19 protein-coding genes are annotated in these 26,161 nt (G+C 71.8%); 8 read left to right on the forward strand and 11 right to left on the reverse strand.

Going from position 1 to position 26,161, the window contains the following annotated elements; all coding sequences use genetic code 11:
• Positions 1-19 precede the first annotated feature (19 nt).
• Together ACFY8U_RS33090 and ACFY8U_RS33095 are read right to left on the reverse strand one after the other, a co-directional pair.
• Entirely contained in the window at positions 20-1,855 is a 1,836-nt protein-coding gene (locus ACFY8U_RS33090; protein WP_389575872.1) for an MFS transporter, read from the reverse strand.
• A gap of 105 nt (positions 1,856-1,960) precedes the next feature.
• Positions 1,961-4,381 carry a serine hydrolase gene (locus ACFY8U_RS33095; protein WP_389575873.1) on the reverse strand — a complete coding sequence of 807 codons (2,421 nt, stop codon included), beginning with the start codon at positions 4,379-4,381 and terminating at the stop codon, positions 1,961-1,963.
• Between the two features lie 162 nt (positions 4,382-4,543).
• Between ACFY8U_RS33095 and ACFY8U_RS33100 the strand changes: the two genes are divergently transcribed.
• The 3 genes from ACFY8U_RS33100 (at position 4,544) to ACFY8U_RS33110 (ending at position 6,754) form a co-directional block, all read left to right on the forward strand.
• On the forward strand, positions 4,544-5,248 hold the full coding sequence (locus ACFY8U_RS33100; protein ID WP_389575874.1) for a GPP34 family phosphoprotein: 705 nt from the start codon (positions 4,544-4,546) through the stop codon (positions 5,246-5,248).
• Between the two features lie 243 nt (positions 5,249-5,491).
• Complete coding sequence (locus tag ACFY8U_RS33105) at positions 5,492-6,352, forward strand: helix-turn-helix transcriptional regulator (protein ID WP_361757964.1); 861 nt, start codon at positions 5,492-5,494, stop codon at positions 6,350-6,352.
• A gap of 192 nt (positions 6,353-6,544) precedes the next feature.
• Positions 6,545-6,754 carry a DUF397 domain-containing protein gene (locus ACFY8U_RS33110; RefSeq protein WP_389575875.1) on the forward strand — a complete coding sequence of 70 codons (210 nt, stop codon included), beginning with the start codon at positions 6,545-6,547 and terminating at the stop codon, positions 6,752-6,754.
• 87 nt (positions 6,755-6,841) lie between these two features.
• Here ACFY8U_RS33110 and ACFY8U_RS33115 read toward each other — a convergent pair whose 3' ends face one another.
• The 3 genes from ACFY8U_RS33115 to ACFY8U_RS33125 all read right to left on the reverse strand — a co-directional run bounded on the left by ACFY8U_RS33115 (position 6,842) and on the right by ACFY8U_RS33125 (position 10,572).
• A complete protein-coding gene (locus ACFY8U_RS33115; RefSeq protein ID WP_389575876.1) occupies positions 6,842-9,112 on the reverse strand; it encodes a tetratricopeptide repeat protein in 2,271 nt (756 codons plus the stop codon).
• 86 nt (positions 9,113-9,198) lie between these two features.
• The gene (locus ACFY8U_RS33120; RefSeq protein ID WP_389575877.1) at positions 9,199-9,615 is read right to left on the reverse strand and encodes a hypothetical protein; all 417 of its coding nucleotides are present in this window, start codon (positions 9,613-9,615) and stop codon (positions 9,199-9,201) included.
• A 123-nt stretch (positions 9,616-9,738) separates the two neighbouring features.
• Entirely contained in the window at positions 9,739-10,572 is an 834-nt protein-coding gene (locus ACFY8U_RS33125; protein WP_389575878.1) for a hypothetical protein, read from the reverse strand.
• 83 nt (positions 10,573-10,655) lie between these two features.
• Between ACFY8U_RS33125 and ACFY8U_RS33130 the strand changes: the two genes are divergently transcribed.
• Together ACFY8U_RS33130 and ACFY8U_RS33135 are read left to right on the forward strand one after the other, a co-directional pair.
• Positions 10,656-11,438 carry an SDR family oxidoreductase gene (locus tag ACFY8U_RS33130; protein ID WP_389575879.1) on the forward strand — a complete coding sequence of 261 codons (783 nt, stop codon included), beginning with the start codon at positions 10,656-10,658 and terminating at the stop codon, positions 11,436-11,438.
• A 209-nt stretch (positions 11,439-11,647) separates the two neighbouring features.
• Positions 11,648-13,195, forward strand: coding sequence for a sodium:solute symporter family protein (locus ACFY8U_RS33135; RefSeq protein WP_389575880.1), 1,548 nt, complete (start codon positions 11,648-11,650; stop codon positions 13,193-13,195).
• An 80-nt stretch (positions 13,196-13,275) separates the two neighbouring features.
• Here the strand turns inward: ACFY8U_RS33135 and ACFY8U_RS33140 are convergent, their stop codons facing one another.
• The 4 genes from ACFY8U_RS33140 to ACFY8U_RS33155 form a co-directional block, all read right to left on the reverse strand.
• Positions 13,276-14,394, reverse strand: coding sequence for an ADP-ribosylglycohydrolase family protein (locus ACFY8U_RS33140; RefSeq protein WP_389575881.1), 1,119 nt, complete (start codon positions 14,392-14,394; stop codon positions 13,276-13,278).
• Positions 14,395-14,613: 219 nt separating this feature from the next.
• Positions 14,614-18,285 (reverse strand): tetratricopeptide repeat protein, encoded by a 3,672-nt coding sequence (locus ACFY8U_RS33145; protein ID WP_389575882.1) that lies wholly within the window; start codon positions 18,283-18,285, stop codon positions 14,614-14,616.
• A gap of 77 nt (positions 18,286-18,362) precedes the next feature.
• On the reverse strand, positions 18,363-20,954 hold the full coding sequence (locus ACFY8U_RS33150) for a bifunctional FO biosynthesis protein CofGH (protein WP_389575883.1): 2,592 nt from the start codon (positions 20,952-20,954) through the stop codon (positions 18,363-18,365).
• An 85-nt stretch (positions 20,955-21,039) separates the two neighbouring features.
• Positions 21,040-21,873, reverse strand: coding sequence for an LLM class F420-dependent oxidoreductase (locus ACFY8U_RS33155; protein WP_389575884.1), 834 nt, complete (start codon positions 21,871-21,873; stop codon positions 21,040-21,042).
• A gap of 101 nt (positions 21,874-21,974) precedes the next feature.
• On the opposite strand from ACFY8U_RS33155, the gene ACFY8U_RS33160 reads away from it, so the two are divergent.
• Positions 21,975-23,495: a CehA/McbA family metallohydrolase gene (locus ACFY8U_RS33160; protein ID WP_389575885.1), complete on the forward strand. Its 1,521-nt coding sequence runs from the start codon at positions 21,975-21,977 to the stop codon at positions 23,493-23,495.
• On the opposite strand, the gene ACFY8U_RS33165 is transcribed toward ACFY8U_RS33160, so the two are convergent.
• A complete protein-coding gene (locus tag ACFY8U_RS33165) occupies positions 23,476-24,009 on the reverse strand; it encodes a GNAT family N-acetyltransferase (RefSeq protein ID WP_389575886.1) in 534 nt (177 codons plus the stop codon). The genes ACFY8U_RS33160 and ACFY8U_RS33165 overlap by 20 nt on opposite strands.
• Before the next feature lie 261 nt (positions 24,010-24,270).
• Here ACFY8U_RS33165 and ACFY8U_RS33170 point away from each other — a divergent pair, with 261 nt between their 5' ends.
• Complete coding sequence (locus ACFY8U_RS33170) at positions 24,271-25,026, forward strand: GNAT family N-acetyltransferase (RefSeq protein WP_389575887.1); 756 nt, start codon at positions 24,271-24,273, stop codon at positions 25,024-25,026.
• 117 nt (positions 25,027-25,143) lie between these two features.
• Positions 25,144-25,611 carry a carboxymuconolactone decarboxylase family protein gene (locus ACFY8U_RS33175; protein WP_361600736.1) on the forward strand — a complete coding sequence of 156 codons (468 nt, stop codon included), beginning with the start codon at positions 25,144-25,146 and terminating at the stop codon, positions 25,609-25,611.
• Here the strand turns inward: ACFY8U_RS33175 and ACFY8U_RS33180 are convergent.
• Entirely contained in the window at positions 25,583-26,068 is a 486-nt protein-coding gene (locus ACFY8U_RS33180; RefSeq protein WP_389575888.1) for a GNAT family N-acetyltransferase, read from the reverse strand. The genes ACFY8U_RS33175 and ACFY8U_RS33180 overlap by 29 nt on opposite strands.
• Positions 26,069-26,161 lie beyond the last annotated feature (93 nt).

The raw sequence follows: 26,161 nt of genomic DNA on the forward strand, positions 1-26,161 counted from the left end.
CGCACACCCTACGGCCGAATCAGCGGAGTTCCTCCGGGCATGCGGTTCCTCGCGGGAAGAACTTGTACGGGGCCGACAGCCGGTACACGCCCGCCTTCGGCGCCAGCAGCTCCGTCCACTCGTCGCCCTCGCCGTCCGCCTCCGCCTTCAGCAGACAGCCGGACTCGTTGAGGAAGACCTTCTCCAGCTCCATCGGCGACTCCTCGCGGGCCGTCTTCGACGCCTCCGTCTCCTCCGGCGGCTCGATCTTGCCGCCGTTCTCGTCGACCAGCGCAAGCCACGGCGAGTACGGCACCCGGATCAGCACCCGCCCCGGGCTGTCGACCTCGATCACGACCTCGTTCGCACCCGCCCGCCGCACCTCGGCAGGCGGGTTCGCCAGCGGGGTCGGGTTCTCCACCTCGAACAGCCGCCAGTTCTCGTCCGACCAGACCTGCTTCAGGTACGGCAGCCCGTCCGCGACGAGCTCCGCCTCCAGCTCCGCGCCCGAGTCCGGCGCCCCGGTCGGCAGGACGACGTAGTGCACCGCCCAGCGGTCCAGCCAGTCCTGGTAGTTCGTGGCGTTCAGGGTGTCGTCGTAGAAGAGCGGGTTCCGCTCCATGTCCGCCTGCCGGTTCCAGCCCCGCGCCAGGTTGATGTACGGGCTGAGGGCGGAGGACTCGCGGTGGCTGGAGGCCGGCACGACCTCGACCCGCGCCTTCTCCGCTCCCCGCACCTGGAGCTGGTTGATCAGCGGCGCGACCTCGCGCGTCCAGGACGCGTCCGGGGCGGTACGGATGACGTCGTCGACGCCCTTGAAGCCGATCCAGGAGTTCAGCCCGGCGAACGCCAGCAGGACCGCGTACCACTTACGGGAGCGCGGGACCGTGTACGGCAGCGCGGCGAGCAGCACCACACCCGCGAAGAGCATCACGAGCCGCGAGACGTTGGAGCCGATCTGCGAGTCGATCAGCCAGGTCAGCAGCGTGCCCGCGGCGTACACGGCCGCGCCGGTACGCACCGTGCGCCAGTCACGCGGTACGAGGAGGAAGCACAGCACTCCGAAGAGGAACGGCAGAGCGGTCGACGCCCACGACATCGGCTGCGTGCCGGAGAAGGGGAACAGCCAGGAGGAGAGCGCGACGACGAGCACCGGGGCGAGACCGAGGGCGTACGCGCCCGGGCGTCGCCGGTTGAGGAAGAGCGCCGCCGCGGCGACACCGAGGAAGAGCCCGGCGACGGGGCTGCAGGCGGTCGCGAGACCGGCGAGCGGAGCGGCGACCGCCGCCTTCGCCCAGCGCCTGCGGCGCCAGCGGTGCGGCCAGCAGAAGACGGCCGCGACGGCGCCCAGCGCGAACATCATGCCGAGCCCGAACGTCACGCGCCCCGACAGCGCGTTGCACAGGAACGCGAAGACGCCGGCCAGCGAGCACGCCAGCGGATTGCGCACCGCCCGTACCCGCACGAGGATCAGCGCGGTGAGTCCGGCGGAGACCGTGCCCGCGATCATCATCGTGGACCGCACGCCCAGCACCGACATCACGTACGGCGAGACGACGCTGTACGAGACCGGGTGCATCCCGCCGTACCAGGCGAGGTTGTACGCGGAGTCCGGGTGACGGCCCACGAACTCCGCCCACGCGTCCTGCGCCGCGAGGTCGCCGCCGCTGTTCGCGAACAGGAAGAACCACAGCACGTGCGTGAGCGCGGCGAGGGCTGTCGCGATCATGACGGGGTAGCGGCGGCGCCGCCGGCGCGGGCGCGGCGCGGGAGTCGGCTCCGCGGGCTGCCGGGGCGTCGGGAGGTCTATTCGCGCGGACACGGAGGGGCGCGCGGGCGCGCTCTGGTCGGCGCGTGTCGGCTCGGCGGTGGTCACTCGCGGCCCTCTCCCGTGCTACTCCCGAACTGCCTTTCGCCCATGTCCTGGTCTCCGGAACGCTAACAGCAGGGCGCCCCGGAGAGGCCGGGGCGCCCTGACACGTCAGCCCAGACGGGTCAGCTTCTTGTCGAAGCCGGGCTCCACCAGGTCCTTCTGGAGGGAGACGGGTGCGCTGACCTTGCCGGTGCCGGTGCCGATGGACACCTGGCCGACGACGTCGCCCGCCTTGCCGGTGTGCGGGACGGCCTTGCCGCCGTCGGTCAGCTCCAGGTCGACCTTCAGACCCGGCCAGCCGACTGCCTTGAGCTCCTTGTCGGCGACGACGGGGGTACGGCCGCCGAGGCCGTCGTCGATGTAGCCGACGACCTGGCCCTTGCGGACCACGGCGGCGGAGGTGACGTCCTTCTGGGCCTGCTGGATCAGCTTGAGGCTGTAGTCGATCGACAGCTGGAGCTTCTCGTGCAGCAGTTTGGCGTCCTTCGCCCCCATGACGATGCCGAGGATCCGGCGCTGCTTGCCGTCGATCACGGTGTTCGCGGACCAGAGCAGGTTGCCGCCCGCGGGCGTCGAGGAGCCGGTCTTGATCCCGCTGACACCGGGCTCCAGCACGATGTTGTTGTTGTTCTCGATCTGGCCGGGGATGCCGTCGACGGTGAGGTTCGGCATGTTCACGATCTCCCGGAACACGTCGTACTGCATGACCGCCTTCGCCAGCTTCAGCTGGTCCTGCGGGGTGGAGACGGTGGTCGACTCCAGGCCCGACGGGTCGGTGTACGTCGACTGAGTCATCCCGAGGTCCTTGGCGGCGGCGTTCATCTTCTCGACGAACGCGGCCTCCGAACCGGCGTCCCAGCGGGCGAGCAGCCGGGCCACGTTGTTCGCGGACGGGATCATGAGGAGCTGGAGCAGCTCCTTCTCCGTGTACTTCTGCCCTTCCTTGACCGCCGCCGTCGACTCGAACTGCGCGCCGGCCTCGTCGGCCGCCTTCTTGTCGATCTCGATCTCGGGGCCCTTGTCGCTCCCCTTGATCGTGTGGTCGCGGAGGATCACGTACGCCGTCATCGTCTTGGCGACGCTGGCGAGCGGGGCGGGCTTCTGGGCCCCGTACGTGCCGAGCGAGCCGACGCCCTCGACCTCGGCGGCGCCCTGGCCCTCGGTGGGCCACGGCATCTGCAACTCGCCGCCCTCGAAGGTGAAGGTGGGGGCGGCGGAGAGCGTGAGGGTGGCGTTGGGCAGCGGTCTGACGAACTGTACGACTGCAAAGACGATCAGCAGCAGGATGACGAGCGGCGTCCAGATCCGCACGCGCCGCATGGTGTTGCGCAGGGGGGTCGGCGGCGGGGGCGGGGTGTTGGTCAGCTCGGCGAGCAGGTCGAGCGGGGGCAGCGGCGGCATGGGCTGCTGCCTGGTCCGCTCGGCCTCGGTGAGCGACGGCGGGGGTACGGGGGCGGAGGCCTTCGGGGCGACCGGGGCCTCGGAGGGCGCCGGGGTCGGCCTGGGCGCCGCGGGCGCCTGGGGCGCGGGCGCCGGCGTCTCGGCCCGCAGGGGCACGAAGGTGCTCGGACGGGCCGGGGCGGGCTCCGGCGGGACCGGGAGCTTCAGCGCGGTCGTCGGCTGGTCCACGACCGGCGGGCGGACGGCCTTGAACATGGTGGTGGGCTGATCGACGGGATGGGCGTCGGCGGCCTGCTCGTCGGCTTCGGCTTCGGTCTCGGCTTCGGTCTCGGCTTCGGCTTCGGCCTTCTCCGTGCCGGGCTTGCGCGCGAACCAGGACTCACCGGAGGGCGCGGGCTCGGAGCTGCCGTCGCCGCCCGAGGCAGGTGCCGCGTCGGACACCTGGGCCGCGTCGCGGTCGAGGTCGTCCACCTCGTCGGTGTCGTCGTCGGTCTCGTCGTCGCCGGCGGCCGGAGCGGCGTCCGTGACGGACGACTCGGGCTCCGTCGAGCCGCTGCCGGCATCCTGCGGCGCCTCGGCGGCCTCGCCCGCGTCGTCGTCGCCCTCGGCGGCCGTCTCGTGGGCGTCGTCGGCCTCGGGAGCGTCCGTGGCGGGCGTGGCCGCCGCCTCGGCACCCGACTTCTCGGGCTCCCCGCCCTCGTCCTCGTCCCCGGTGGCGACCCAGGCGGCCACCGCGGCCCTCAGACGGTCACCCTCGTCGCCCGCCTCCGCCGAGTCGGCGGAATCCGCCGAACCCTCGACATCGGCAGACTCCTCGACGTCCACAGAGCCCTCGGCGCCCACCGACTCCTCGGCGTCCACCGGCTCCACAGCGGGCTCGGACTCCGCAGACTCCGCAGACTCCGCCGACTCCGCCGACTCCGCCGGAGCGTCGTCCTCCGGCGTTCGCGGGGCCAGGGTCCGGAAGACGGCCGTCGGCTGGTCGACCTGGACCGGTGACGCGGGCTCACGGAGAACCGACAGCCGCGGATCCCGGCCGCCACCGCCGGCAGTCGTCTCCTTCGAGGACTCCTGCTGCTCCGCCTTGTCGGGGGACTCGCCCGCCACCGTGCCTCCTCCATGCGTCATGAGTACGTCCGAACCATGTACCAGTGTCCTGTGTGAACCCCTTGGCCCCCGTGCTAGACGAGAACGACATACCTACCGGTTCCCGTACGAAGCACCCAGGCGCTCTCGACAGATGAATGTGAGAGGGGTCACCCTGTGACTCATCCACGCGGGGAGGCATGGATGGGCAGGAGCCGCAGAACAATTCCGGAGGAGCTTCTGCTGCTCGCTCTGGACCCGGCCACGGGTACCACAGCGCAGCCGCAGTCGCTCGACCTCGGCCTGGCCGGAGCACAGCTAGTGGAGCTGGCTCTGGCAGGACGGATAGCCCCTGACGGGGATCGTATCGCCGTGGTGATGCCACGGCCGACCGGAGATCCGACTCTGGACTCCGCACTGGAACTGCTGCGCCGACGCGGCAGCCCGGTACGGGCCGTCCACTGGATTGGCGGACCCCGACTGGGGCTGCGCCAGATCTACCTCGCTCATCTGGAGCGCTGCGGCATGGTGCATGCCGTGGAGGGCCAGATGTGCGGAGTACTGCCGACGACTCGCTACCAGGCGACGGACACGGCGATCAGCCGGGACACCAGGGCCCGGCTGGACAGTGCGATCCGCACCGGTGTACCGCCGGACCCGCGGACCGCGGCGCTCGCCGCACTGGCCCACGCGGTCGGTCTCGGCAAGCACCTGTACCCGGGGAACGAAGGACGGTCGTCGCGGTCCCGGCTGCGCGATCTGATCCGGCACGACCCCATGGGCGGACTCGTGGCGCACGCCGTGATGGACGTCCAGAACGGTGTGGCCGCCCAGCCGCGCCGGAGTGCGCCGGGTGGCGTCCCACAGCAGCCGCGCCGCGGCAGCATGGCCCGCGCCGCCGTGCACTGAACCACGGGTGCGTCCGGCACGGGCGCACGCGGAACACGGACGCACCCGCACGCGGGTGCGCCGAGCACATACGCACCACAGAACCCGATCCGGGAGCCGCACGGACGACGTGTGCGGGGTGGGCCTCAGGGCCGCCCCGCACACGTTGTCGTCATTTCCCAGCGCACACCGCACCTTTGGTGGCAGTCTGCCAAGCAGTAGATACGTACAGCTACGCAGCCGACAGCCGGAGGTGCAGTTTCCGTGGCGTCCAACGTCAACCCCACCGTCAGGCGACGCCGATTGGGCCAGGAGCTGCGCCGGCTCCGGGAAGCGAAGAACATGACGGCCGAGCAGGTCGCCGAGCGTCTCCTCGTCTCCCAGTCGAAGATCAGCCGCCTCGAGAACGGCCGTCGTTCCATCAGCCAGCGCGATGTCCGCGACCTGTGCGGGGTCTACGAGGTCGAGGACGAGCGTGTCGTCGAGTCGCTGATGCAGATGGCCAAGGACTCGCGCCAGCAGGGCTGGTGGCACGCCTTCGGCGACATCCCGTACAGCGTCTACATCGGCCTGGAGACGGACGCGGCGTCGCTGCGCGTCTACGAGTCGCTCATCGTTCCCGGCCTCCTGCAGACGCGCGAATACGCGCAGGCGGTGATCGAGGGGATGTGGCCGGAGGCGAACCCCGTCGATATCGACAAGCGCATCCAGATCCGGCTGAAGCGCCAGGACCGCCTCGCCGACCCGGTCAACCCGCTGCGGTTCTGGGCCGTCATCGACGAAGCCCTGCTGCGCCGCGTCGTCGGCAATCCGCACATCATGGCCAACCAGCTGACACATCTCGCCGAGTTGAGCGAGAAGCCGCACGTAACGCTCCAGGTACTGCCGTACGGCGTTGGCGCCCACCCGGGGATGTACGGAAAGTTCGCCATCCTGGAGTTCCACGAGGCGACGGATGCCAGCGTCGTCTACCTGGAGGGCGTCACCAGTGACCTCTACCTGGAGAAGGCCATCGACGTCCAGAGCTATGCGGTGATGTACGAGCACCTCAGGGCGAAGGCCCTGAGTGCCGAGCAGTCCCGCGAGTTCATCCTCCGCGTGGCCGAGGAGCTTCAGGCGGTGTAGTCGATTCCGGGGGAAGCGGGCACCCTACACCGCCAGAACCCTCGTGCACAGATTTCGATGGAATATGCCATCCGGATGGGTGAACGCGTCTCATCTCCGGTGATGTTGCAGCGTAGCTTCGAAGGCAGAGCCGCTGCCGAGGCGGCTGGTTTGCACGTCACCCACCTCACTGGCACAACCATCGGAGTCACGATGCTGTTTCGGCACGACGCACTGGCGCAATGGACCAAGTCCTCGTACTCGGCAGTCAATGGCGACTGCGTAGAGGTCAGGGCACGGGGGCACCTCCTGGTCCGCGTCCGGGACTCGAAGGACATCGCCCGCTCCGGTCTCGCCTTCACCCCCGAGACCTGGTCGACCTTCGTCCTCGACGTCAGCGAACGCGACCGCCCCGGCGCCTGACCCCGGCGTCACACCGCACCCTCAGGCAAGCCCTCTCGACTGGATCGCCGTCCTAGCCGAGGGGGCTGGTTGCTGCCCGGGGCCCCTCTAGCCGACGAGGGCACGCGTCTTGACCGTCACCGGGTCGTCCGGGCCCAGCACCCGCTCGCACACGGGCAGGTTCTGCCGCGCGAGAGCCTGCGCCTCGGCCGAGTCGCCCGCAGCCGCCAGGGCCTCGGCCAGACCGGCGCGGGTAGCAAGGAGGTACGGATGCTCCCGTCCGAGCGCCCGCTCCTGCCCCAGGACGACCCGACGGCCGAGCGAAAGGGACTCCTCGACCTGTCCGAGCTTGCCGAGAATCCAGCTCAGCAGTACGGCCGCGGAGAGGGTGAGGGCGTGGTCGGGGCCGTGGACGCGCTCGCGCCCCTTCAGCGCTCTACGGGCCTCTGTCTCCGCCCTCGCCGGTCGGTCAAGGCGATACAGGCCGTACGCGTAGTTGTGGCGGGCCGTTACGGTGGTGAACGACTCGTCGCCCAGATGCTCCTCGCAGGCGGCGACGATCTCCGGACCCACCCGGTCGAACTCGTCGACGGCATCGGCACCGGAGAGGTGCTCGATGAGAAGCGCCCGAGCGTGCAGAGTGTCCCGATGGTGTGCACCGAGAACCCGCGAGCGGATCTCGGCTGTGTCACGCAGCGTGGCCATGCACTCCTCGATCCGCTGCAGCTGCCCCAGCGGTTCACTGATGTCCTGCCGACTCTGAAGCGTCTCCGGGTGCTCGGGTCCGAGCACCCTCTCCCGGATGTCGAGTACTTGTCGGTGCAGCGCTTCCGACTCCTCGAAACGCCCGAGCCGGAACAGCGACATGGCTGCCTGGTACGCCGCGCGGAGTGTCACCGGATCATCCGGCCCCAACCACTGACCGGCCGCTTTCGCCGAGGCCTGCGCCAGAGATACCGCGGCCGGGAAGTCGCCGCTTTCGAAGAGGATGGCGGCGAGGCGCGTCCCGAGCGCCACCGCGTGGCCGGCCACGTCGGCGCCCTCCACTCGACGGAGCAGGTTCGCCGCGTGGGGCACCAGGTGCCCCACGTGATGAGCCTCCTGTGTCGGCGCACCGCTCGCCGGAACGGCCCCCTGGAGGAGCTCCGCGGCGGCCGTGACGAGCAGCGGCCGCTGGCCCTCGGGGACGGCGGCGGCGACGCTGTCCAGAACCACACCGTGCGTCTTCACGCAACGCATCGGCTCACCGCCGACGTCGAGGCTCACGAGCGAGACGAGTGAATGGTCCAGAAGGCCACGGAGGGCCGTCTCGACGCGCGACCCGGTCAACGGCGGCTCGAGAGCATCCAGATGGGCCGCGTTCACGGCCTCGGGCCGGATCAGGGACAGAGGCACCGGATCGGAACTCCAGCACGACAGCAGTCGCAGGAGCGAGGCGGACTCGGGGAGGCCGGCGTCCGCGAGGGCGGCCAGCGAGATTCCCCAGGTCCGACCCACGAGTTGCCGGGCGTTTCTCTCGGCATCCCCGGGGACCGACCCTTGGTCGATCAACTTCGTCGGGTCGTCGTCGAGGTGCCGCCAGTAGTCACTCATGGACCAGCTCTCCAGAAGTTGTCGTGACAGGAAGGACCCGGCCAGCGTCAGTGCCAGCGGAAGACAGTCGAGTCTTCGCGCCACCTTCTCGGCCTCCTCGGCCGATCCCGCATCGGGAGCAAGGTCGCGCAGTACCAGCGCGGCGTCCTCGACCGGCAGCACCCCCAGATGGTGAAGGTGCGCTCCCTGCCACACCGGGGAGCCGGCCTGCCTCGTGGTGACGATGACCGTGCCCTGCGGACTCTGCCGCAACCAGGCTCCTTCCCCCAGCACCTCGGGGTCGTCCGCGCTGTCGAGAACGAGCAGCCACGGCTCCGACGAGGAGTGAAGGTAGTACCAGACGAGGTCGGCCGACGCGCGTTGCCCCGTGTGGGCCGCCGCCAACTCAGCAGTCGCCGCGCCACGATCCGCCGCGACGGCCAGCATTCCCGCCCTAAGCGTCGCGCGTTCGGAAGCGTTGACCCACAGACCTGCGCGTAGGCCACCGCGCGTCACCTCGTTGAAGACGGCCTGAGCCACCGCCGTCTTGCCGCAACCGCCGAGCCCGTGTAGCACGTGCACTTGCCCAGTCTCGTCCGCGGCCGCCGTCAGGAGGCCCCGCATCACCTCCCTGCGGTCCCGCAGCACCAGCGGGGTACGTCCCACGAGCGGCGTGCGCACCGAGTCAGGTGCCGACGGAGCCGGTCCGAAGGCGCTCTGGGGTACGTGGACGACGGTTCGCCCCATGGACGGGCCGAAGAGGGACGGAACGTCGCCCGACGGGTAGTGGTGGTGGTGCTCGGTCACATACTGATCGCCCTGTGCCTGGTAGACCCGGCCCTGGCCGGACGCCCTGCCCTGCACTACCGGATCGCCATGTCGCTCGGACCCGTTCACCGCTCTGCGATGTGCTGGTCACGACCCGCCTGGTAGACGCGGCCGCGGCCGGACGCCTCGGCCCTCATCTGTACCGTCACGGCGCCCGTGGCTCCCGAGTCGGGATCGAATTCGGCGAGGATCAGGCGCAACTGCTCGGCGACCTCGGGCTGTTCTCGAAGGAGGCGCCGGAGGCGCCCCGCCCATTCCTCACGCAGTTCCTGCTCGGTCAGGTCGTCCCCGTCCTCCCTGGCTGCCAGCAGGTCGTCCCGGGTCGCGTCGAGCTCCCCTTCCACGCCGTCGGCCCGGGACGGACTCGCCCGACGCCACAGCGCGACCACCCCGTCTCGCGTCCGCTCCCAGGCGTCCGTGGCCATGAGCGTGACCACGGCAGAACCGGCGGTCCGTGCGAGTTCCATTAACTGTGCTTCCATCAACGCCCCCAAGCCCGCTCGGCACAGCGACAGTCATTCCAGCCGAACGTCCACCATATGTGTGGCACTTGGCGCTGTCAGGCGAAGGTCGAGCTGTCGCCCTCCGGTGCGAGGCCCTCGGGGTCAGCGCAGTTCGTCCACGTACCGGTCCGTGCCCGGGACGGTCGGGATGAACGGTGCCACCAGCTCCACCCGGCCCGCCTCCCCGCCCACCGTCTCCAAGTCGGCGAAGTGCTCCGCCCAGCAGGCGCGCGGGTCGCGCTCCAGGAACCAGAGCAGGGTCAGCCGGGTGTCGACGCCCTCGACCTGCTTCACGTAGGTCATCCGGTCGCCCGGCAGCGGCGTCGGGCGAAAGACCGTGACCATCGCGGCCGGGGAGCCGGCGAGCCGCTGGGGCAGCTCGCGCGCGACGAGTCGTTCGAGCAGCTCGGCGCGCGCCTCCGGTCCGTCCGCGTCGACCACCTGGAGGACCAGGCCCCGGTACGGGTGGTCGAGGGCGTGGAAGTCGCGCGGACCCGCCGCCCCGTCCCGGTACACGGTCGCCTCGTGGTCCTGGAAGGCCGTGAAGACGTGCGTACGGTCACGGTAGACGCGGGCGTCGCGGTTGAGCCGCTTGTTGATGGAGACGGTCCACTTCATGTGCTCGTCGTAGCGGCCGTCGGTGACCCAGTACGTGGAGAGGTAGCAGCCGGCGGTGACGGGCTGGGCGACCGCGGACTTCTCCGGGCGGCGCAGTTCCTGGAGCTCGCGGGTGGCGACCCAGCGGCGGCCCGCGTACATCCAGGGCATGGCCATGGCGCCCGCGTAGTAGTGGTCGTCCTCGTACCAGCGGTTGTACGCCCACTCGTGGCCCGGGTGCGGTTCGACCATCGTGATCAGCGCATGGCCGGGGCGGACCCCGTACGGGCCGACCGCCGCCAGTTCCGCATACGCCTCGCTCCGCGTCTCCTCGCTCACTTCGGAAACCCCTTCCCAAGTCCGGTGGAGCCCCCTACTCTGACGGGCCGTCAGATGAATGGCCAGAGTCGGGAGGCACCCGGATGCTGCTCCAGGGAAAGACCGTGGTCGTGTCGGGAGTCGGCGCGGGGCTCGGGCACCGGATCGCCGAGACGGTCGTACGGGACGGCGGCAACGCGGTCCTCGGTGCGCGCACCGAGGCCAACCTCGCCAAGTCGGCGGCCGAGATCGATCCGGAGGGCCGCCGCACCGCCCATCGCGCCACCGACATCACCGACGAGGCGCAGTGCGAGGCGCTCGCCGCGCTCGCGGTCGAGCGGTTCGGCGCCATCGACGCCGTCGTCCATGTGGCGGCCTGGGACAGCTACTTCGGCGGGATCGAGGACGCCGACTTCGCCACCTGGCAGGGCGTCCTGGACGTCAATCTGCTGGGCACCCTGCGGATGACCCGCGCCTGCCTGCCGGCCCTGAAGGCGCGGGGAGGCTCCGTGGTCCTCATCGGGACACAGTCGGCGGTGGCGGCACCCTCACAGGTGCGGCAGGCGGCGTACGCGGCCTCGAAGGGGGCGCTGACCTCGGCGATGTACTCGATGGCGCGCGAACTCGGCCCGCACCGGATCCGGGTCAACACCGTGCTGCCGGGCTGGATGTGGGGCCCGCCGGTCCAGGCGTACGTACAGTTCACGGCGCACACCGAGGAGGTGCCGGAGGCCGAGGTGCTCGCCCGGCTCACGGAGCGGATGGCGCTGCCCGAGCTGGCGACCGACGGGGACGTGGCGGAGGCGGCGGCGTTCCTCGTCTCCGACCGGGCCCGGGCGATCACCGGGCAGTCGCTGCTCGTCAACGCGGGCGAGCTGATGCGGTAGCACCCGCGGGCGGAGACCGGGCCGCACGGTACGCGACGGCGTACCGTGCGGCCCTTTTTGACCCCATCTGCATTCAGGAATGTGAACCCAGGTCAGTAAGAAGAACGATTTTACGTTCTCTTGACCTTCCTCCGCGTTGTCCTGGCCGTGCAACTCCCCACACCATGAACGGCGTTCACAAGACGGACCGGACCCCTGGAGGGGGCTCAATGAACAGTCTCGACTGGGCCGTGCTCATCGGCTATTTCGGCGTCATGGTCGCGATCGGAGTCTGGTCCCACAAGCGCGTGGACAACGTCTCCGACTTCTTCACCGCCGGAGGCAAGATGCCCTGGTGGCTCTCCGGCATCTCGCACCACATGTCGGGCTACAGCGCGGTGATGTTCACCGGGTACGCCGGCATCGCGTTCACGTACGGCGTCACCTCGTACGTGACCTGGTCCTTCCCGATCGCGATCGGCATCGCGATCGGCGCCCATCTCTTCGCGCCGCGCCTCAACCGGCTGCGCTCGCGGCTCCATGTGGCCTCGCCGCTGGAGTACCTGAAGAACCGGTACAACCTCCCCACCCAGCAGGCGCTCGCCTGGTCCGGCGTCCTGCTGAAGATCGTCGACGTGGGCGCCAAGTGGGCCGCGATCGCCACCCTGCTCTCCGTCTTCACCGGGATCTCCCTCAACCAGGGCATCCTCATCACCGGTGTGATCACCGGCATCTACTGCACGGTCGGCGGGCTGTGGGCCGACGCACTCACCGAACTCGGCCAGTTCATCATCCAGTTCTTCGCCGGCATCGCGATGCTCGTCGCCGTCCTCGCCGAGCTGGGCGGGATCAGCGCGCTGTGGGACGTCTGGGACCGTCCCGAGCTCCAGGGCCACACCGCGCCGACGGCCGGCCCGTACACACTGACCTTCCTGCTCGCCTACCTCTTCATCAAGACCTTCGAGTACAGCGGCGGCATGTGGAACCAGGCCCAGCGCTACATGGCCACCCCCAACGCCCGCGAGGCCACCCGCTCCGGCCGGCTGTCGGCGGTGCTGTGGTTCGTCTGGCCGCTGGTCCTCTTCTTCCCCATGTGGGTCGCGCCGCTGCTCGTGGACCCGAAGAAGCCCGACGCCTCCGACAGTTACGCGCTGATGACCGAGCAGCTGCTGCCGCACGGGCTGCTCGGCCTGGTCATCGTCGGCTTCTTCTCCCACACGATGGCCATGTGCTCCTCCGACGCCAACGCCATCGCGGCCGTCTTCACCCGGGACATCGCCCCCGTGATGAGCAAGGCGGCACGGCGCTGGACGCAGCAGGCCGGACTGATCGCGGCGCGCTGGTCGACGATCGCGTTCCTCGCCCTGTCGATGGCGGTCGCCACCCAGGTCAACTCGCCCACCTTCAAGGACATCATCACGGTCGTCATCAAGTGGGTGGCCGGTCTGATGGGCCCGATCGCGATCCCGTTCATGCTCGGTCTGCTGAAGACCTTCCGGAAGTCCGGCCCCACTGCGGCGCTGGTCTCCTGGGCCGCGGGTCTGTTCGTCTTCTGGCTGACCAACTACGGCCTGGACGGCATCGAGCTCCAGATCCAGATCGTCTCGCCGCTCGCGACCTCGCTGGTCCTCTACATCCTCATCGGCTTCCTCAAGCCCGAGGACACCCCGGAACGCGACGCGATTCTGGCCAAGATCAACCAGGACCCCGACGAGGACGGCGGCGCCGCCGTCCCGCCGCAGGCCTCGGGCGAGCCGGCCGCCCGGCCCCTGGCGTGACGGGTGGGGCGCCCGGTCAGCCCCTGGGGTAGCGGACGGCGCGCCCGGTCAGCCTCTGGCGTGACGGGTGGGGCGCCCGGTCAGCCCCTGGGGTAGCGGGCGAGCCAGCCGGGGTGCGACTCCGCGGGGCTGTGCAGGGCGGCGCCCTGGGTCATCTCCATCGCGAAGTCGTCCGCGAGTTCAAGGATCGTCGAACGGCCCTCCAGCTCGGCCAGCCAGGCCGGCGGGAGGGCCGTCTCGCCGTGCAGGGCGCCGAGCAGCGCGCCCGTGACGGCTCCCGTCACAGCGGACGGGCCGTCGTGGTTGACCGCGAGGCGCAGCCCGTGGCGGATGTCCTCGCCGACGAGGGCGCAGTACACGGCCGCGGCGAGCTGGCCCTCGGCCCGGTCCTCGTCCGCGCCGAGATCCGTGACCCGTACGGCGTTCGGCATGCCCTGGCGTACGGCTCCCAGCGCCCGCTGGAGCGCGTCGGTGACGGGCTCGTGGCCGGGGCGCGGGGTGAGCTGCGCCAGCGCCCGCTGGACCGAGCCGTCCACGCTCTCGCCGCGCGCGAGACCGTGCACGACGACGGCGAGCGCGCCTGCCGCGAGGTGGGCGGCCGGGTCGCCGTGGGTCTGCGCCGCGCACTCGACGGCGAGCTGGCAGACCAGCTGCGGCTCCCAGCCGACGAGGAGGCCGAAGGGCGCCGAGCGGACGAGCGCCCCGGAGTCGGTCGCGTCCGCGTTCTTGGGCCGGTCGAGGGTGCCGAGGATCTCGTCGCCGAGACCGGTGAGGCAGGCGCGGGCCGGGTCGCGTCGGGCGTAGAGCCACTCCTCGCGGGCGAGCCAGCCGTTGTCCTTGCGGCGCTCGTCGGGGCCCCAGTCGCGCTGGGTGGCCGCCCAGCGCAGATGGGCGCGGTGGACGTCGGTGGGCGGGTGCCAGGCGCCGGTGTCGCGGCGGACCTGGGCCCGTATCAGCCCGTCGACGGTGAAGAGGGTCATCTGGGTGGCGGCGGTGACCGCGCCGCGTCTGCCGTACGCCGGGACCGGCTCCATGAGGCCCTCGGGCCCGTGGGCGGTCCTGATCCCCTCCAGGGGGAGCGCCGCGACGCCCGCGCCGAAGGCGTCGCCCACGGCCCCGCCGAGGAGACAGCCGCGGACCCGGGCGCGGAAGTCCTGCTGTTCGGCGCGGCCCCACACGGCCGCAGCGGTTGTGGTCACGACGTGCCCTCCCCCGGAAACCTCGGCGCTCAGATCTCGCAGCACTGTAATCGACCGAGTTCACTCGTTCGCGGGACGGAACCTTTTGCGATCGGACGCCTTTCTGTCCATCTTCGACCGCCGTTCACCGGCAGTTCCGACATGGCTTGAACCACCGCCACGTGACACGATTCAAGACTTCCGCCACCGCCGCCGTCGCCGCCGTCCTCCTCCTGGGCGTCACCTGAAGCAGGGGCTCGGCATCGACGCCCACGAGCTGAAGGACCTCACGCGCGACCTGCTGGTCGGCTGACGCCGTCCGCCGCCGTGGCCAGGGCGACCGTCCTCCCCCCTGACCGGCCCGAGAAGGGCGCCGAGCCGGACGGTGTCGGCGCCGGGGCACTCCGCGATCTCCACCAGCAGGTTCCGGAGGTCGGCGACGTCCGACCAGAAGTGCGGCAGCCCGAGCATCCGTTCCCACGTGCGCTCCGCCTCCTCCCACCGGGCCAGGGCGGCCTGCGCGACCACCAGGCAGCCGAGTTCCTCGACCGTCGGCTCGTCCGGGACGGTGAAGGTGTGCTGCCGTACGTACGCCTGCCAGAGCTCCCCCGCGGCCTCGGTCCCCCGCAGACGGCTCTCCGCTGTCGCGAGCAGCAGCAGCCCCTCCTGCTGCCCCGCCTCCCGCATCCGCTCCGCGGCTCCTCCCGCCTCCTGGAGCCGTCCCAGGCGCAGCAGCGCCCACGTGACCGTTTCCAGGTGTTCCCGCCGGTCGCCCGACGGCATGGCCAGCAGGAGGTCCAGCGCTTCCTGGTGGCGCCCCAGATGGAACAGCGCCACGGCCCTGCGACCGGTCGGCCACGACGAGCCGGCGACGGCGCACCGCTCCAGATCGGCGAGCGCCTGCGCGGACCGGCCCACCAGCTGGAGCAGATACGCCCTTTGCTGGAGTGCCTCGGCCTCGGAGCCGTGGCCCGCGGCGACCAGGTGGTCCATGTCGGCCAGGCCGCTCCGGAGGTCTCCGAGGAGGCACCGCAGCCGTGCCCTGCGCTCCCGCGCCCAGCGGTGCTCCGGGTCGAGCTCGAGAGCCCGGTCGACGTCGGACAGGGCTTCCTCGAGGCGCCCGGCCGCCGTCCGCGCCGACGCCCGCCGGATCCAGGACGCCACGGAGTCCGGGGCGAGCGCCGCGACCGCGTCGCAGTGGGCCCGCCCCTCGTCCGTGGCCCGGGCCTCCCGGTAGGCGAGCTGTCGCAGCATCAGCATCGCCTCCACCCGGGGCTCGAGCTCCACCGCCCGCTCCAGATCGGCCAGTGCCCGCAGGGGCTGCCGCATCTTCCGGTACGCCTGGCCCCGGATGCTGAGGGCGTACCAGCTGTCCGGCTCCCGTGCGAGAGCCCGGTCGAGATCCTCCACCGCCTGCTCGAAGCGCCGTCCCCGCAGATGCGCGTCGCCGCGCTCCCTGAGCGCCATGGCCGTGTCGTCGGCGGCCTCGACCGCGCGGTCGAGCGCGTCGAGCCGGGCGGACGAATCCCCCAGCCGTTCGAGGATCCGCGACCTCTGCACCATGGCCCAGCCGTAGTCCGGGCGCATGTCGATGGCCCGGTCCAGATCCGCGAGCGCCTCTTCGAAGCGCCCCAGATCCGTCAGCGCGACGGCTCGGCTGCCCAGCGCCCAGGCGTAGGAAGGGTCGAGGGCGAGGGCCCGGTCGAATTCGGCGACCGCCTGCTCGGCCCGGCCTCGCTTCCAGTGCACGAAGCCACGCTGGCCCGGCACCCACGCCATCTGCGGCCGGCACTCCTCCGCCCGGTCCAGATCGGCGAGGGCCCCGGCCTCGTCCCCCGTCTCCAGGAGCACATCGGCACGCCGCAACAGTGCCCACCAGTAGTCGGGTTCGAGCTCGACGGCGCGGTCCAGATCGGCCAGTGCCTCCCTCGTGCGCCCCAGCCGGAACAGCGCCTGACCGCGCGTCGCCAGCACCGAGGCGCTCTCGGGCCCGAGAGCCAGCGTCCGGTCGCAGTCCGCCACCGCCTCCTCGTACCGCTCGAGGCGCCGGTGGAGTTCTCCCCGGTCCCTGAGGATCCACGGCGCGTCCGGCGCATGGGCGTCCGCCCGGTTCAGCCGTTCCAGGGCTCCGGTCAGATCGAGCTGCAGCAGGAGCACCATCCCGAGGCCGTAGTGGGCCCGGGCACACTCCGGCTCAAGGGCGAGCGCGCGCTCGTAGTCGGCGGTCGCACGGGCGTAGTCCTCGGCCCACCGTAGGAACTTGGCCCGGACGACCAGCACGGCCACCTGGCCCTCACGACCGAACCCCGCGCGTGCCAACAGGAGTCCGAGCAGCACGGCCACCGGTTCGCTCTCACTCTCCAGGGCCGCCAGCGCGTCCCTGCCCCACCCGCGCAGCACCTCCGCGTCCGCGTCCTCGCCGGCGTCGGCCAGCACCCGCGCCCAGCGGCGGGCGGTAGCCACGCCTTCGTCGCAGGCGTCCGCGCCGTCGCGGAGCACCGCGGGCAGCGCGGCATCCGGGGCCGCGCACAGCCGGTGGTACGACTCCTCCAGGCGGGCGGCCCGCCAGGGCTCGTGCGCCCAGCGTTCGTCCTCCGGCACGCCCTCGGCGGCCGCCTCCGCCCGGGTCGCGAAGGCGGCGGCCAGCCGTTCGTGGTCCTCGCTCCAGGCACGGGGCGAGCGGGTGCGGCGCAGGAGCAGCATCGGGCCGCGGACGACGTCGTGGTACTGGAGATGTCCGTCCCGGTCGGCGACGAACGGCAGGGTCCGCAGCCAGTCGAGGAGCGCCGGGCCCTCCTGGGAGACGGCGGTGAAGATGTCCTCGGTCAGCCGGCGGGGCAGTGCGCCGGCCTTGGCGGCGTCCTTGCGGGTCCGGTCGGGCTCTCCGCTCAGGAAGCGGTCCACGGCGGTGGCGCCGGCGGTGGCGGCCTCGCCGGGACGTGCGGCGAGGGTGGAGACAAGGACCGGCAGCCCACCGGAGAGCCGCAGGACGTCCTGGACGATCCCCTCGTCGACGACCCCTTTCGCCGTGAGGAGTTGCCGCGCCTCCGCCTCGGTGAACGGGTCCAACGGCATGTCCTGCACGAAGTCGGCGTAGTCCGACCAGGAGGCCGGTTCGAGCCGGTCACGGCCGGCGACGACGAAGACGGTGGTGGCCGGCAGGGCTCCGTACCGTTCGGTGGTGATCAGGTCGCGCAGCCAGCCGTCGAGATAGGGCGCGGTGCGCTCGTACGTGTCGAGGAAGAGCGCGAGCCAGGGGACCTCGGCCGCCACCCGCTCCAGGTCCCCCACCAGCACCGGGGTGAGGACACGCACCGGGTCCAGGACGAGTTGGACGTCGTCCTGGTTGCGGAACCGGGCGCTGAGGACTGCCCGCAGCCGGTCGGTGCCGTGGGCCAGCCGGGACGGATCGACGGCTCCGGCGAAGGCCCCCACGACGGGGACCATCCCGGCCCCGATCAGCCCCGCCTGGGCCAGGGCCGTGCTGCTCGCCGAGGGGGCACCGCCGGGTGCCTCTCCGGCCTCGGCCGAGGCGATCGACGCCGCCTCGGCCTCGTGCCGTCGCTGCCGGTAGGCGGTGAGCTGCCGGTCCAGTGTCTTCAGCGGGTGCCCCTGCCGGGCGAAGGAGGCGGCGATCTCCGCCATCACCTCGGGGATGCTGTTGAGCCCCTCGTCGACGTACGCCGTCACGGCTCCGCGCCCCGTCGCGACGTCCCTCAGCTCGCCGACGAGCGTGGTCTTGCCGACGCCCGCGTTGCCCCGCACATGGAAGACGAAGCGATGCCGGTCGTCCTCCACCGGGAGGTCGAAGTTCTCCCGGAAGAGGGCGAGTTCGTCACGCCGGCCGACGAACCCCGCCCTCTTGCGCCGCTGGAGCAACGCCTGCATCGACGGTCGCGCACCGTTGGTCATGCACCGAGTGTTCCAGCACGCGTCACCCCCGCGCGAGCCGTTCCGTACGGCCGCCGCCGCTCCCTCAAGGACCGCCCCTAGTCCCCCAGCACCGGCAGCAGCTCCGGCAGGTGGCCGTCCGACGCCGTCGCCGCGCGCTGCCGCTCCTCGGCGACCTCGCCGTACAGCGTCGTGCGCGGGCGGGACGGCCGCCCGGCCGCCTCCGCGATGGCGACCAGATCCCGGATCGAGCGGTACGAGCCGTAACTGGAGCCCGCCATACGGGAGATGGTCTCCTCCATCAGCGTTCCGCCCAGGTCGTTGGCGCCCGAGCGGAGCATCTCGGCGGCGCCGTCCGCGCCGAGCTTCACCCAGCTGGTCTGGATGTTCGGGATGTGCGGGTGGAGCAGCAGCCGCGCCATCGCGGTGACCGCCCGGTTGTCGCGGACCGTCGGGCCCGGCCGTGAGATGCCCGCGAGATAGACGGGCGCGTTGGTGTGGATGAAGGGCAGCGTCACGAACTCCGTGAAGCCGCCGGTCTCCTGCTGGATCCGGGCCAGCGTGCGGAAGTGGCCCAGCCAGTGCCGGGGCTGGTCCACATGCCCGTACATCATCGTCGACGACGAACGGATGCCCAGCTCGTGGGCCGTCTTCACCACCTCGATCCAGGTGGCCGTCGGCAGCTTGCCCTTGGTGAGGATCCAGCGGACCTCGTCGTCGAGGATCTCGGCGGCCGTGCCGGGGATCGAGTCCAGCCCGGCCTCCTTCGCCGCCGTCAGCCACTCCCGGATCGAGAGCCCGGTCCGCGTCGCGCCGTTGACGACCTCCATCGGCGAGAAGGCGTGGACGTGCATCCCGGGCACGCGCTCCTTCACCGCCCGCGCGATGTCGAAGTACGCCGTGCCGGGCAGGTCCGGGTGGATGCCGCCCTGCATGCAGACCTCCACCGCGCCGACCTCCCACGCCTGCTGCGCCCGGTCGGCGACCTGGTCGAGCGAGAGGGTGTAGGCGTCGGCGTCCGTGCGCCGCTGCGCGAAGGCGCAGAACCGGCAGCCGGTGTAGCAGACGTTGGTGAAGTTGATGTTCCGGGTGACGATGTAGGTGACGTCGTCGCCGACCACCGACCTGCGCACGTCGTCGGCGATCCGGGTCAGCGCGTCGAGCGCGGGACCGTCGGCGTGCAGCAGGGCGAGGGCCTCGTCGTCGGTGAGCTTCGTCGGATCGTCGGCGGCGGTGGCGAGCGCGGCCCGGACGTCCATGTCGATGCGCTGCGGGACCATGCCGGGGACCGCCGCCTCGCGCAGCGCCTCCCAGTCGCCGTAGACCTCGTCGAAGTCCTCGCGGCGGTCGTGGGTGCGGCCGGTGGTGTCGATCGTCCGGTGCAGATCCGTGCGGCCCGCCGACGTGAACGCCTCGTCCGGCTCCTGCCAGGGCAGCCCGCGCACCTCGGCGTCCGGGTTCGCGAGTCCGGTCTCCGGGTGGGCGAGCGCCCGCACGTGCGGCAGCAGACGCGGGTCGAGCCAGGGCTCGCCGCGGCCGACGAACTCCGGGTAGACGCAGAGGCGTTCGCGCAGCTCGAAGCCGGCGGCGCGGGACTTCTCCGCGAGGGTGTCGATCTGCGGCCAGGGCCGCTCCGGGTTCACATGGTCGATGGTCAGCGGGGAGACCCCGCCCCAGTCGTCGATGCCGGCGGCGATGAGCCGTCCGTACTCCTCGTCGACGAGGTTGGGCGGGGCCTGGAGGCAGGCCGAGGGGCCCATGATGTGCCGGGCGACGGCGATCGTGGCGATCAGGTCGTCCAGTTCGGCGTCCGGCATGCCGCGCATCGCCGTGTCCGGCTTGGCGCGGAAGTTCTGGATGATCAGCTCCTGGATGGAGTGGTACGCGCGGGAGACCCGGCGCAGCGCGAAGAGCGACTCGGCCCGCTCCTCGTACGTCTCGCCGATCCCGATGAGCAGCCCGCTGGTGAACGGCACGGACGACCGGCCGGCGTCCTCCAGGACCCGCAGCCGGACGGCCGGCTCCTTGTCGGGGGAGCCGAAGTGCGGGCCGCCGGGCTCGGACCAGAGCCGGGTCGCCGTCGTCTCCAGCATCATGCCCATGGACGGCGCGACGGGCTTGAGCCGCTGGAAGTCCGTCCAGGACAGCACGCCCGGGTTGAGGTGCGGGAGGAGACCGGTCTCCTCCAGGATGCGGATGGCCATGGCCCGTACGTACGCGAGGGTGTCGTCGTAGCCGTGCGCGTCGAGCCACTCGCGCGCCTCGGGCCAGCGGTCCTCGGGCTTGTCGCCGAGCGTGATCAGGGCTTCCTTGCACCCCAGCTCGGCGCCGCGGCGGGCGATGTCGAGGACCTCGTCGGGGGACATGAACATCCCGTGCCCCGCGCGGCGCAGCTTCCCCGGCACGGTCACGAACGTGCAGTAGTGGCACTTGTCACGGCAGAGCCGGGTGAGCGGTATGAAGACGCTCTTCGAGTACGTGATGACCCCGGGCCGCCCGGCGGCCTCCAGACCCGCGTCCCGCACGCGCCCGGCGGAGGCGACCAGATCGTCCAGGTCCGCCCCCCGCGCCTGGAGCAGCACGGCGGCCTCGCCGGCATCGAGCGCCACTCCGTCCCTGGCCCTCTTGAGGGCACGGCGCATGGCGTTCTCGGTGGGCCGTCCTGCCTGCCCGGGCTGCTGATCCGTCATGGACCGAGCATACGAGTGCCCGCCGACGGACACAGGGCCGCACGGCAGGCCGGTGCGCTGCGCGCCGGGACGTCGAGTCATCGGATCACAGGTACTGGGCGAACTCGTCCAGCACCCCCAGGACCTCCGTCTCGTCCCCCGGCGGCAGCTGGAGCACCACCTCCTCGCAGCCCAGCTCCTCGTAGTGCGCGAGCTTGCCCGGGTTCGGGAGGACGGCGTACGGGACGACCTGGAGGGTCTTCGGGTCGCGGCCCGCCTGCTCCCAGGCGTCGCGGAGCACCGGCATCGACCGGGTCAGGCCACGGCCGCCGATCGGCATCCAGCCGTCCGCGTACTCGGCGATCTGCGCGAAGAGCTTGGGGCCCGCGGCGCCGCCGAGGAGGGTGCGCGGGGCGCCGCCGGCCGGCTTGGGGTATGCGTAGGAAGCCCGTACCGACACCCCCAACTCGCCTTCGTACGCCGTCGGTTCGTCGGCCCACAGAGCGCGCATCAGCGCCATCCGCTCCCGGCCGAGTTCACGCCGTGTCGACCACTCCACGCCGTGGTCCGCGGCTTCCTCCTTGTTCCAGCCGAAGCCGATGCCGAGCGTGAAACGCCCGCCGGAGAGATGGTCCAGGGTGGCGATCTGCTTGGCCAGAGCGATCGGGTCGTGCTCGGTGATCAGCGTGATGCCGGTGCCGAGTTCCAGCCGTTCGGTGACGGCGGAGGCCTGGCCGAGGGCGACGAAGGGGTCGAGGGTACGGCCGTACTCCCGGGGCAGTTCGGTGCCCGCCGCGGGGTAGGGGGTGGTCCGGTCGATCGGGATGTGGGTGTGTTCGGGCAGGTAGAGCCCTGCGAAGCCCCGCTGTTCGAGCTCGCGCGCGAGGCGGACGGGGGTGATGGTCTCGTCGGTCAGGAAGATCGTGGTCGAGATCCGCATAGCGGCACGGTAGGGGCTGCGGCGTGGATTTCCGAGAGGTGCGGCGCGTCGGGCCTCTTGCGTTGTCCAGGAGTTCACGCCCTACTACGAGGGTGCCGGACATGAGCGAAACGACCCGACGAACGCTCCTGACGACGAGCGTCGCCTCCGCCCTTACCTTGGGAAGCGTGAGCTTCGCGCACGCCGCCGACACCCCCGACGGCTCTCCCGGGGGCTCCCCCGGCGGCGACCGGACGGAGACGGTCGGCGGCACGCTGCCGCCCGGCTCCCCCGACTACGTGTACCTCCCGGTCGAGATCCCCCGCGGGGTGCGCGAGATCCGTGTCTCGTACGCGTACGAGCGGCCGTCCGTCCCCGCCGGGACCCAGGGCAACGCCCTGGACATCGGCATCTTCGACCAGCGCGGCACCGAGCTCGGCGGCAAGGGCTTCCGGGGGTGGTCGGGCGGGGCGCGCACGGAGTTCTTCCTCCGCGCCGACGAGGCGACGCCCGGCTATGTCGCCGGCCCGCTGAAGGCCGGGACCTGGTTCGTCGTGCTCGCCCCGTACACGGTGGCGCCGCAGGGGCTCACGTACTCGGTGACGATCACCCTGCGCTTCGGCGCCTCGCTGCCCACGCCCAGGCCCGTGTACCCGCCCGAGCGGGCCGAGGGCCGGGGCAGGGCCTGGTACCGCGGCGACAGCCATCTGCACACCGTGTACTCGGACGGGCGCCGCACGCCCGCCGAGGTCGCCGCGCTCGCGCGCGCCGCCGGGCTCGACTTCCTCACCGCCACCGAGCACAACACCCATGCCGGGCACGGGGCCTGGGCCGAGGCCGCCGGGGACGACCTGCTGATCCTGCTCGGCGAGGAGGTCACCACCCGCAACGGCCACGTCCTGGCCGTGGGCACGGACCCGGGCACGTTCGTGGACTGGCGCTACCGGGCGCGGGAGAACCGTTTCGGGCATTTCGCGCGCGAGATCCGCAGGGCGGGCGGTCTGGTCGTGCCGGCGCACCCGCACGCCACCTGCATCGGCTGCAACTGGAAGTTCGGCTTCGGCGACGCGGACGCGGTCGAGGTGTGGAACGGCCCCTACACCCCGGACGACGAGGTGTCGCTGGCCGGCTGGGACGCGGCGCTCGCGAAGGGCCGCTGGACCCCGGCGATGGGCAACTCCGACGCCCACCGGGACCCGGACCGTGTCGGCACCCCGCAGACCGTGGTCCTGGCCGACGAGCTGAGCCGGGAGGCGATCCTGGAGGGCCTGCGCGCGGGCCGCTCGTACGTCGCCGAGTCCTCGTCCGTCTCCCTGGACTTCTCGCTCACGGACGGCCGGGGGCGCACCGCGGGCATCGGCGGGCGTCTGCGGGTGCCGGCGGACGAGCCCGTCACCGCCCGGCTGACGGTGAGCGGCGCCCCGGCGGGCGGCACGGTCCGCTTCGTCACGGACCAGGGCGTCCTGCACTCGGCGCAGGCGACCGGGCAGTCGGTGGAGTGGGTGACGACGGCCGCGTACGCCTCCTACGTACGGGCCGAGGTGCGGCACCCGGCGACGCTGCCGCCGCTGCCGGGCGCGCTCGCGGCCTTCACGAACCCGGTGTTCCTGGAGGCGCTCGGGATCAGCCCCGGTACTCGCTGAGGTCGATCGCGTAGACGCGCAGCGGGACGCCGAACTCCGGGTGCTCGGCCTCGCGCTCCGGGGTCATCCCGAGCTTGTGGATGACCTTCTCGGAGGCCGAGTTGGAGATGTGGGCGATGGCGACCACCCGGTCGAGGCCGCGGTCCTGGAGCGCGAACTCCAGGGCCGCGTGGGCGGCCTCGGAGGCGTACCCCTGCCCCCAGAAGGGCCGTCCGAGCCGCCAGCCGATCTCCACCTCGTGCGCCAGCTCGGGCAGGAACGCGGGGACGGAGAGCCCGGCGAAGCCGATCAGCTCGCCGGAGCCGAGGAGCTCGACGGCGAAGAGCCCGAATCCCTCGTCGTCCCACTCCTCCTCCCACCGCTCGATGTCCTCGGCGGTCTGCTCCAGATCACGGACCGATCCGTCCCCGATCCAGCGCATCACCTCGGGGTCGGCGTTGATCTCGGCCATGGGGACGAGGTCGTCGTCGGTCCAGCGGCGGAGGAGGAGGCGGGGCGTGAGGATCTCGGTCATACCCCCATCGTCCCGCACCGCGCCCGCCACCCGCGTCACCGTCCGGCCAGGGGCTCCACGGCCCGCTGCTCGGCCGCCGGTGCGCCGTAGCCCAGCGGGAGCAGTACCAGGCCCTGGACCACAGCTCCTCGGCCGTCTGGCGGCCGCGCATCAGCCCGTCTCCAGTTCGCCGCATGGCACCCGGGCGGCCGTCCCGGGCCGGTGCGCGCGTCGCCCGGAAGCAGGGAAATCCCCCTGTGCTTCCGTGGCCAAGATGCTTGGATGACCGGCATGCTGAGCCGACTCGAGACCTACTACGACGCCGTTCCCCGATCCGCCGCGCGGGCCGAGGAGTTCGGGCCGCTCACCCTGTTCGTACGGGAGGGGGAGGGGTGGCCCTACTACGCCCGGCCGACGCTCGGGCACACCGGGGGCGTGACGGCCGGCGACGTGGACCGGGTACGGGCGCGGCAGCGGGAGTTGCGGGTGCCGGAGGCGTTCGAGTGGGTCGCGGAGACGACGCCGGAGCTGCGCGCGGCCGTCGAGAAGAGCGGGCTCGTGGTGCGTGAGCATCCGCTGATGGTCCTCGAAGGGGAGGGCACGGCGCCCGCCGCTCCCGAGGGCGTCACCGTGCGGATGGTCGGCGCCGAGGACCCGGTCCTGCCGAGCGCGGCCGCCGTCCCGTACGCGGCCTTCGGCGTCGCGCCGTCTCCGGCCGCCGGCGCCCAGGTCGCCGCCCGCATCGCGGCGGGCCTGACCCGCCTCGCCGCCGCGGTCGGCACGGACGGCGGCGCGCTCTCCGCCGGGCAGCACCAGCCCGTCGGCCCCGTCTCGGAGGTCGTCGGCGTCGGCACCCTGCCGACCGCCCGCCGCCGGGGCCTGGGCCTCGCGGTCACGGCGGCCCTGGTCGCGGACGCCCGCGCCCGCGGTGTGGAGACGGTCTTCCTGACGGCCACGGACGAGTCCGTGGCCCGCCTCTACGGCCGCCTCGGCTTCCGTACGGTCGCCACCGCCCTGATCGCGGAAACGGCCTCCTGAGAAATCTCCGGAGAAAGCTCTCCGGACGTGTCACATCCGCGTCGCGCGCTCCGTCAGTGCAGTGAAGCCGACAGAGACGGCCCCACAGGAACACGGACCGCTGAAGGAGCGATCACCATGCTGCACGAGATCACCCCCCGGATGACCAACCCCGCCTACGTCCTCCCCGACGCCGGAGCCGCCATTCAGCAACTGGTGAAGGCCACCCGTCAGGGCGGAGTCCCGGAGTCGACCCTGGAGCTCGTGCACCTGCGTGCCAGCCAGATCAACGGCTGCGGTTTCTGCGTCGACTACGGCGTCAAGAGCGCCCGGAAGGCCGGGATGAGCGACGAGAAGCTCTTCGCCGTCGCCGCCTGGCGCGAGGCGCCGTACTTCACCGACGAGGAGCGGGCCGCGCTGGCGCTCGCCGAGCACGCGACGCGACTGGCCGACACCTCGGACGCCGTGCCGGACGCGGTGTGGGACGCGGCCGCCGACCACTTCGACGAGAAGCAGCTCTCCGCGATCGTGATGATGGTCGCCCTCACCAACCTGTTCAACCGGATCAACGTGACGATCAGGCAGCCGGCGGGCGTGGCTCTCTGACCGGCGCCTCGCGCACCATCAGGACGTCGATCGGGTCCTCGCACGACTCGACCGTGAACCCCTCGCGTTCGTAGAGGCGCCGGGCCGCACTGCCCCGCACCACGACGAGACGCACAGGAAGGGACTGCTCGTCCGCGCGGGCCAGCAGCTCCCGCAGTACCGCCGTCCCGAGGCCCCTTCCCTGGGCCTCGGGGGCCAGGTAGAAGTGCTCGATGTAGAGCCCCGGCCCGTCGTCGTACGGGCGGAACGTCACGCAGCCCACGAAGGTCCCGTCGGCCTCGACGACCGAGGTGTGCTCCGGGGAGAAGCCGTCGCGCAGCCGCTGCCGTACCCGGTGCTCGTCGTAGCGGCCGAGCCGCACCAGGTCGTCGCGCATCACGACCGCCCGCAGGTCGGCGATCGTCTCGACGTCCTCCGCCCGCCCGGTCCGCAGCGACCATGTCTTTTCCGTATGCACGTACGCATCCTAGGGAGAGCTCCGTGTCCCCGCGGGCGCGACCTGGTCGGGGGGCCGCGACCTGGCCGGGGGGCCGCGACCTGGTCGGGGGGC

The organism is Streptomyces sp. NPDC012508 (assembly GCF_042902595.1).
In the GTDB taxonomy this organism is placed as follows: Bacteria; Actinomycetota; Actinomycetes; order Streptomycetales; family Streptomycetaceae; genus Streptomyces.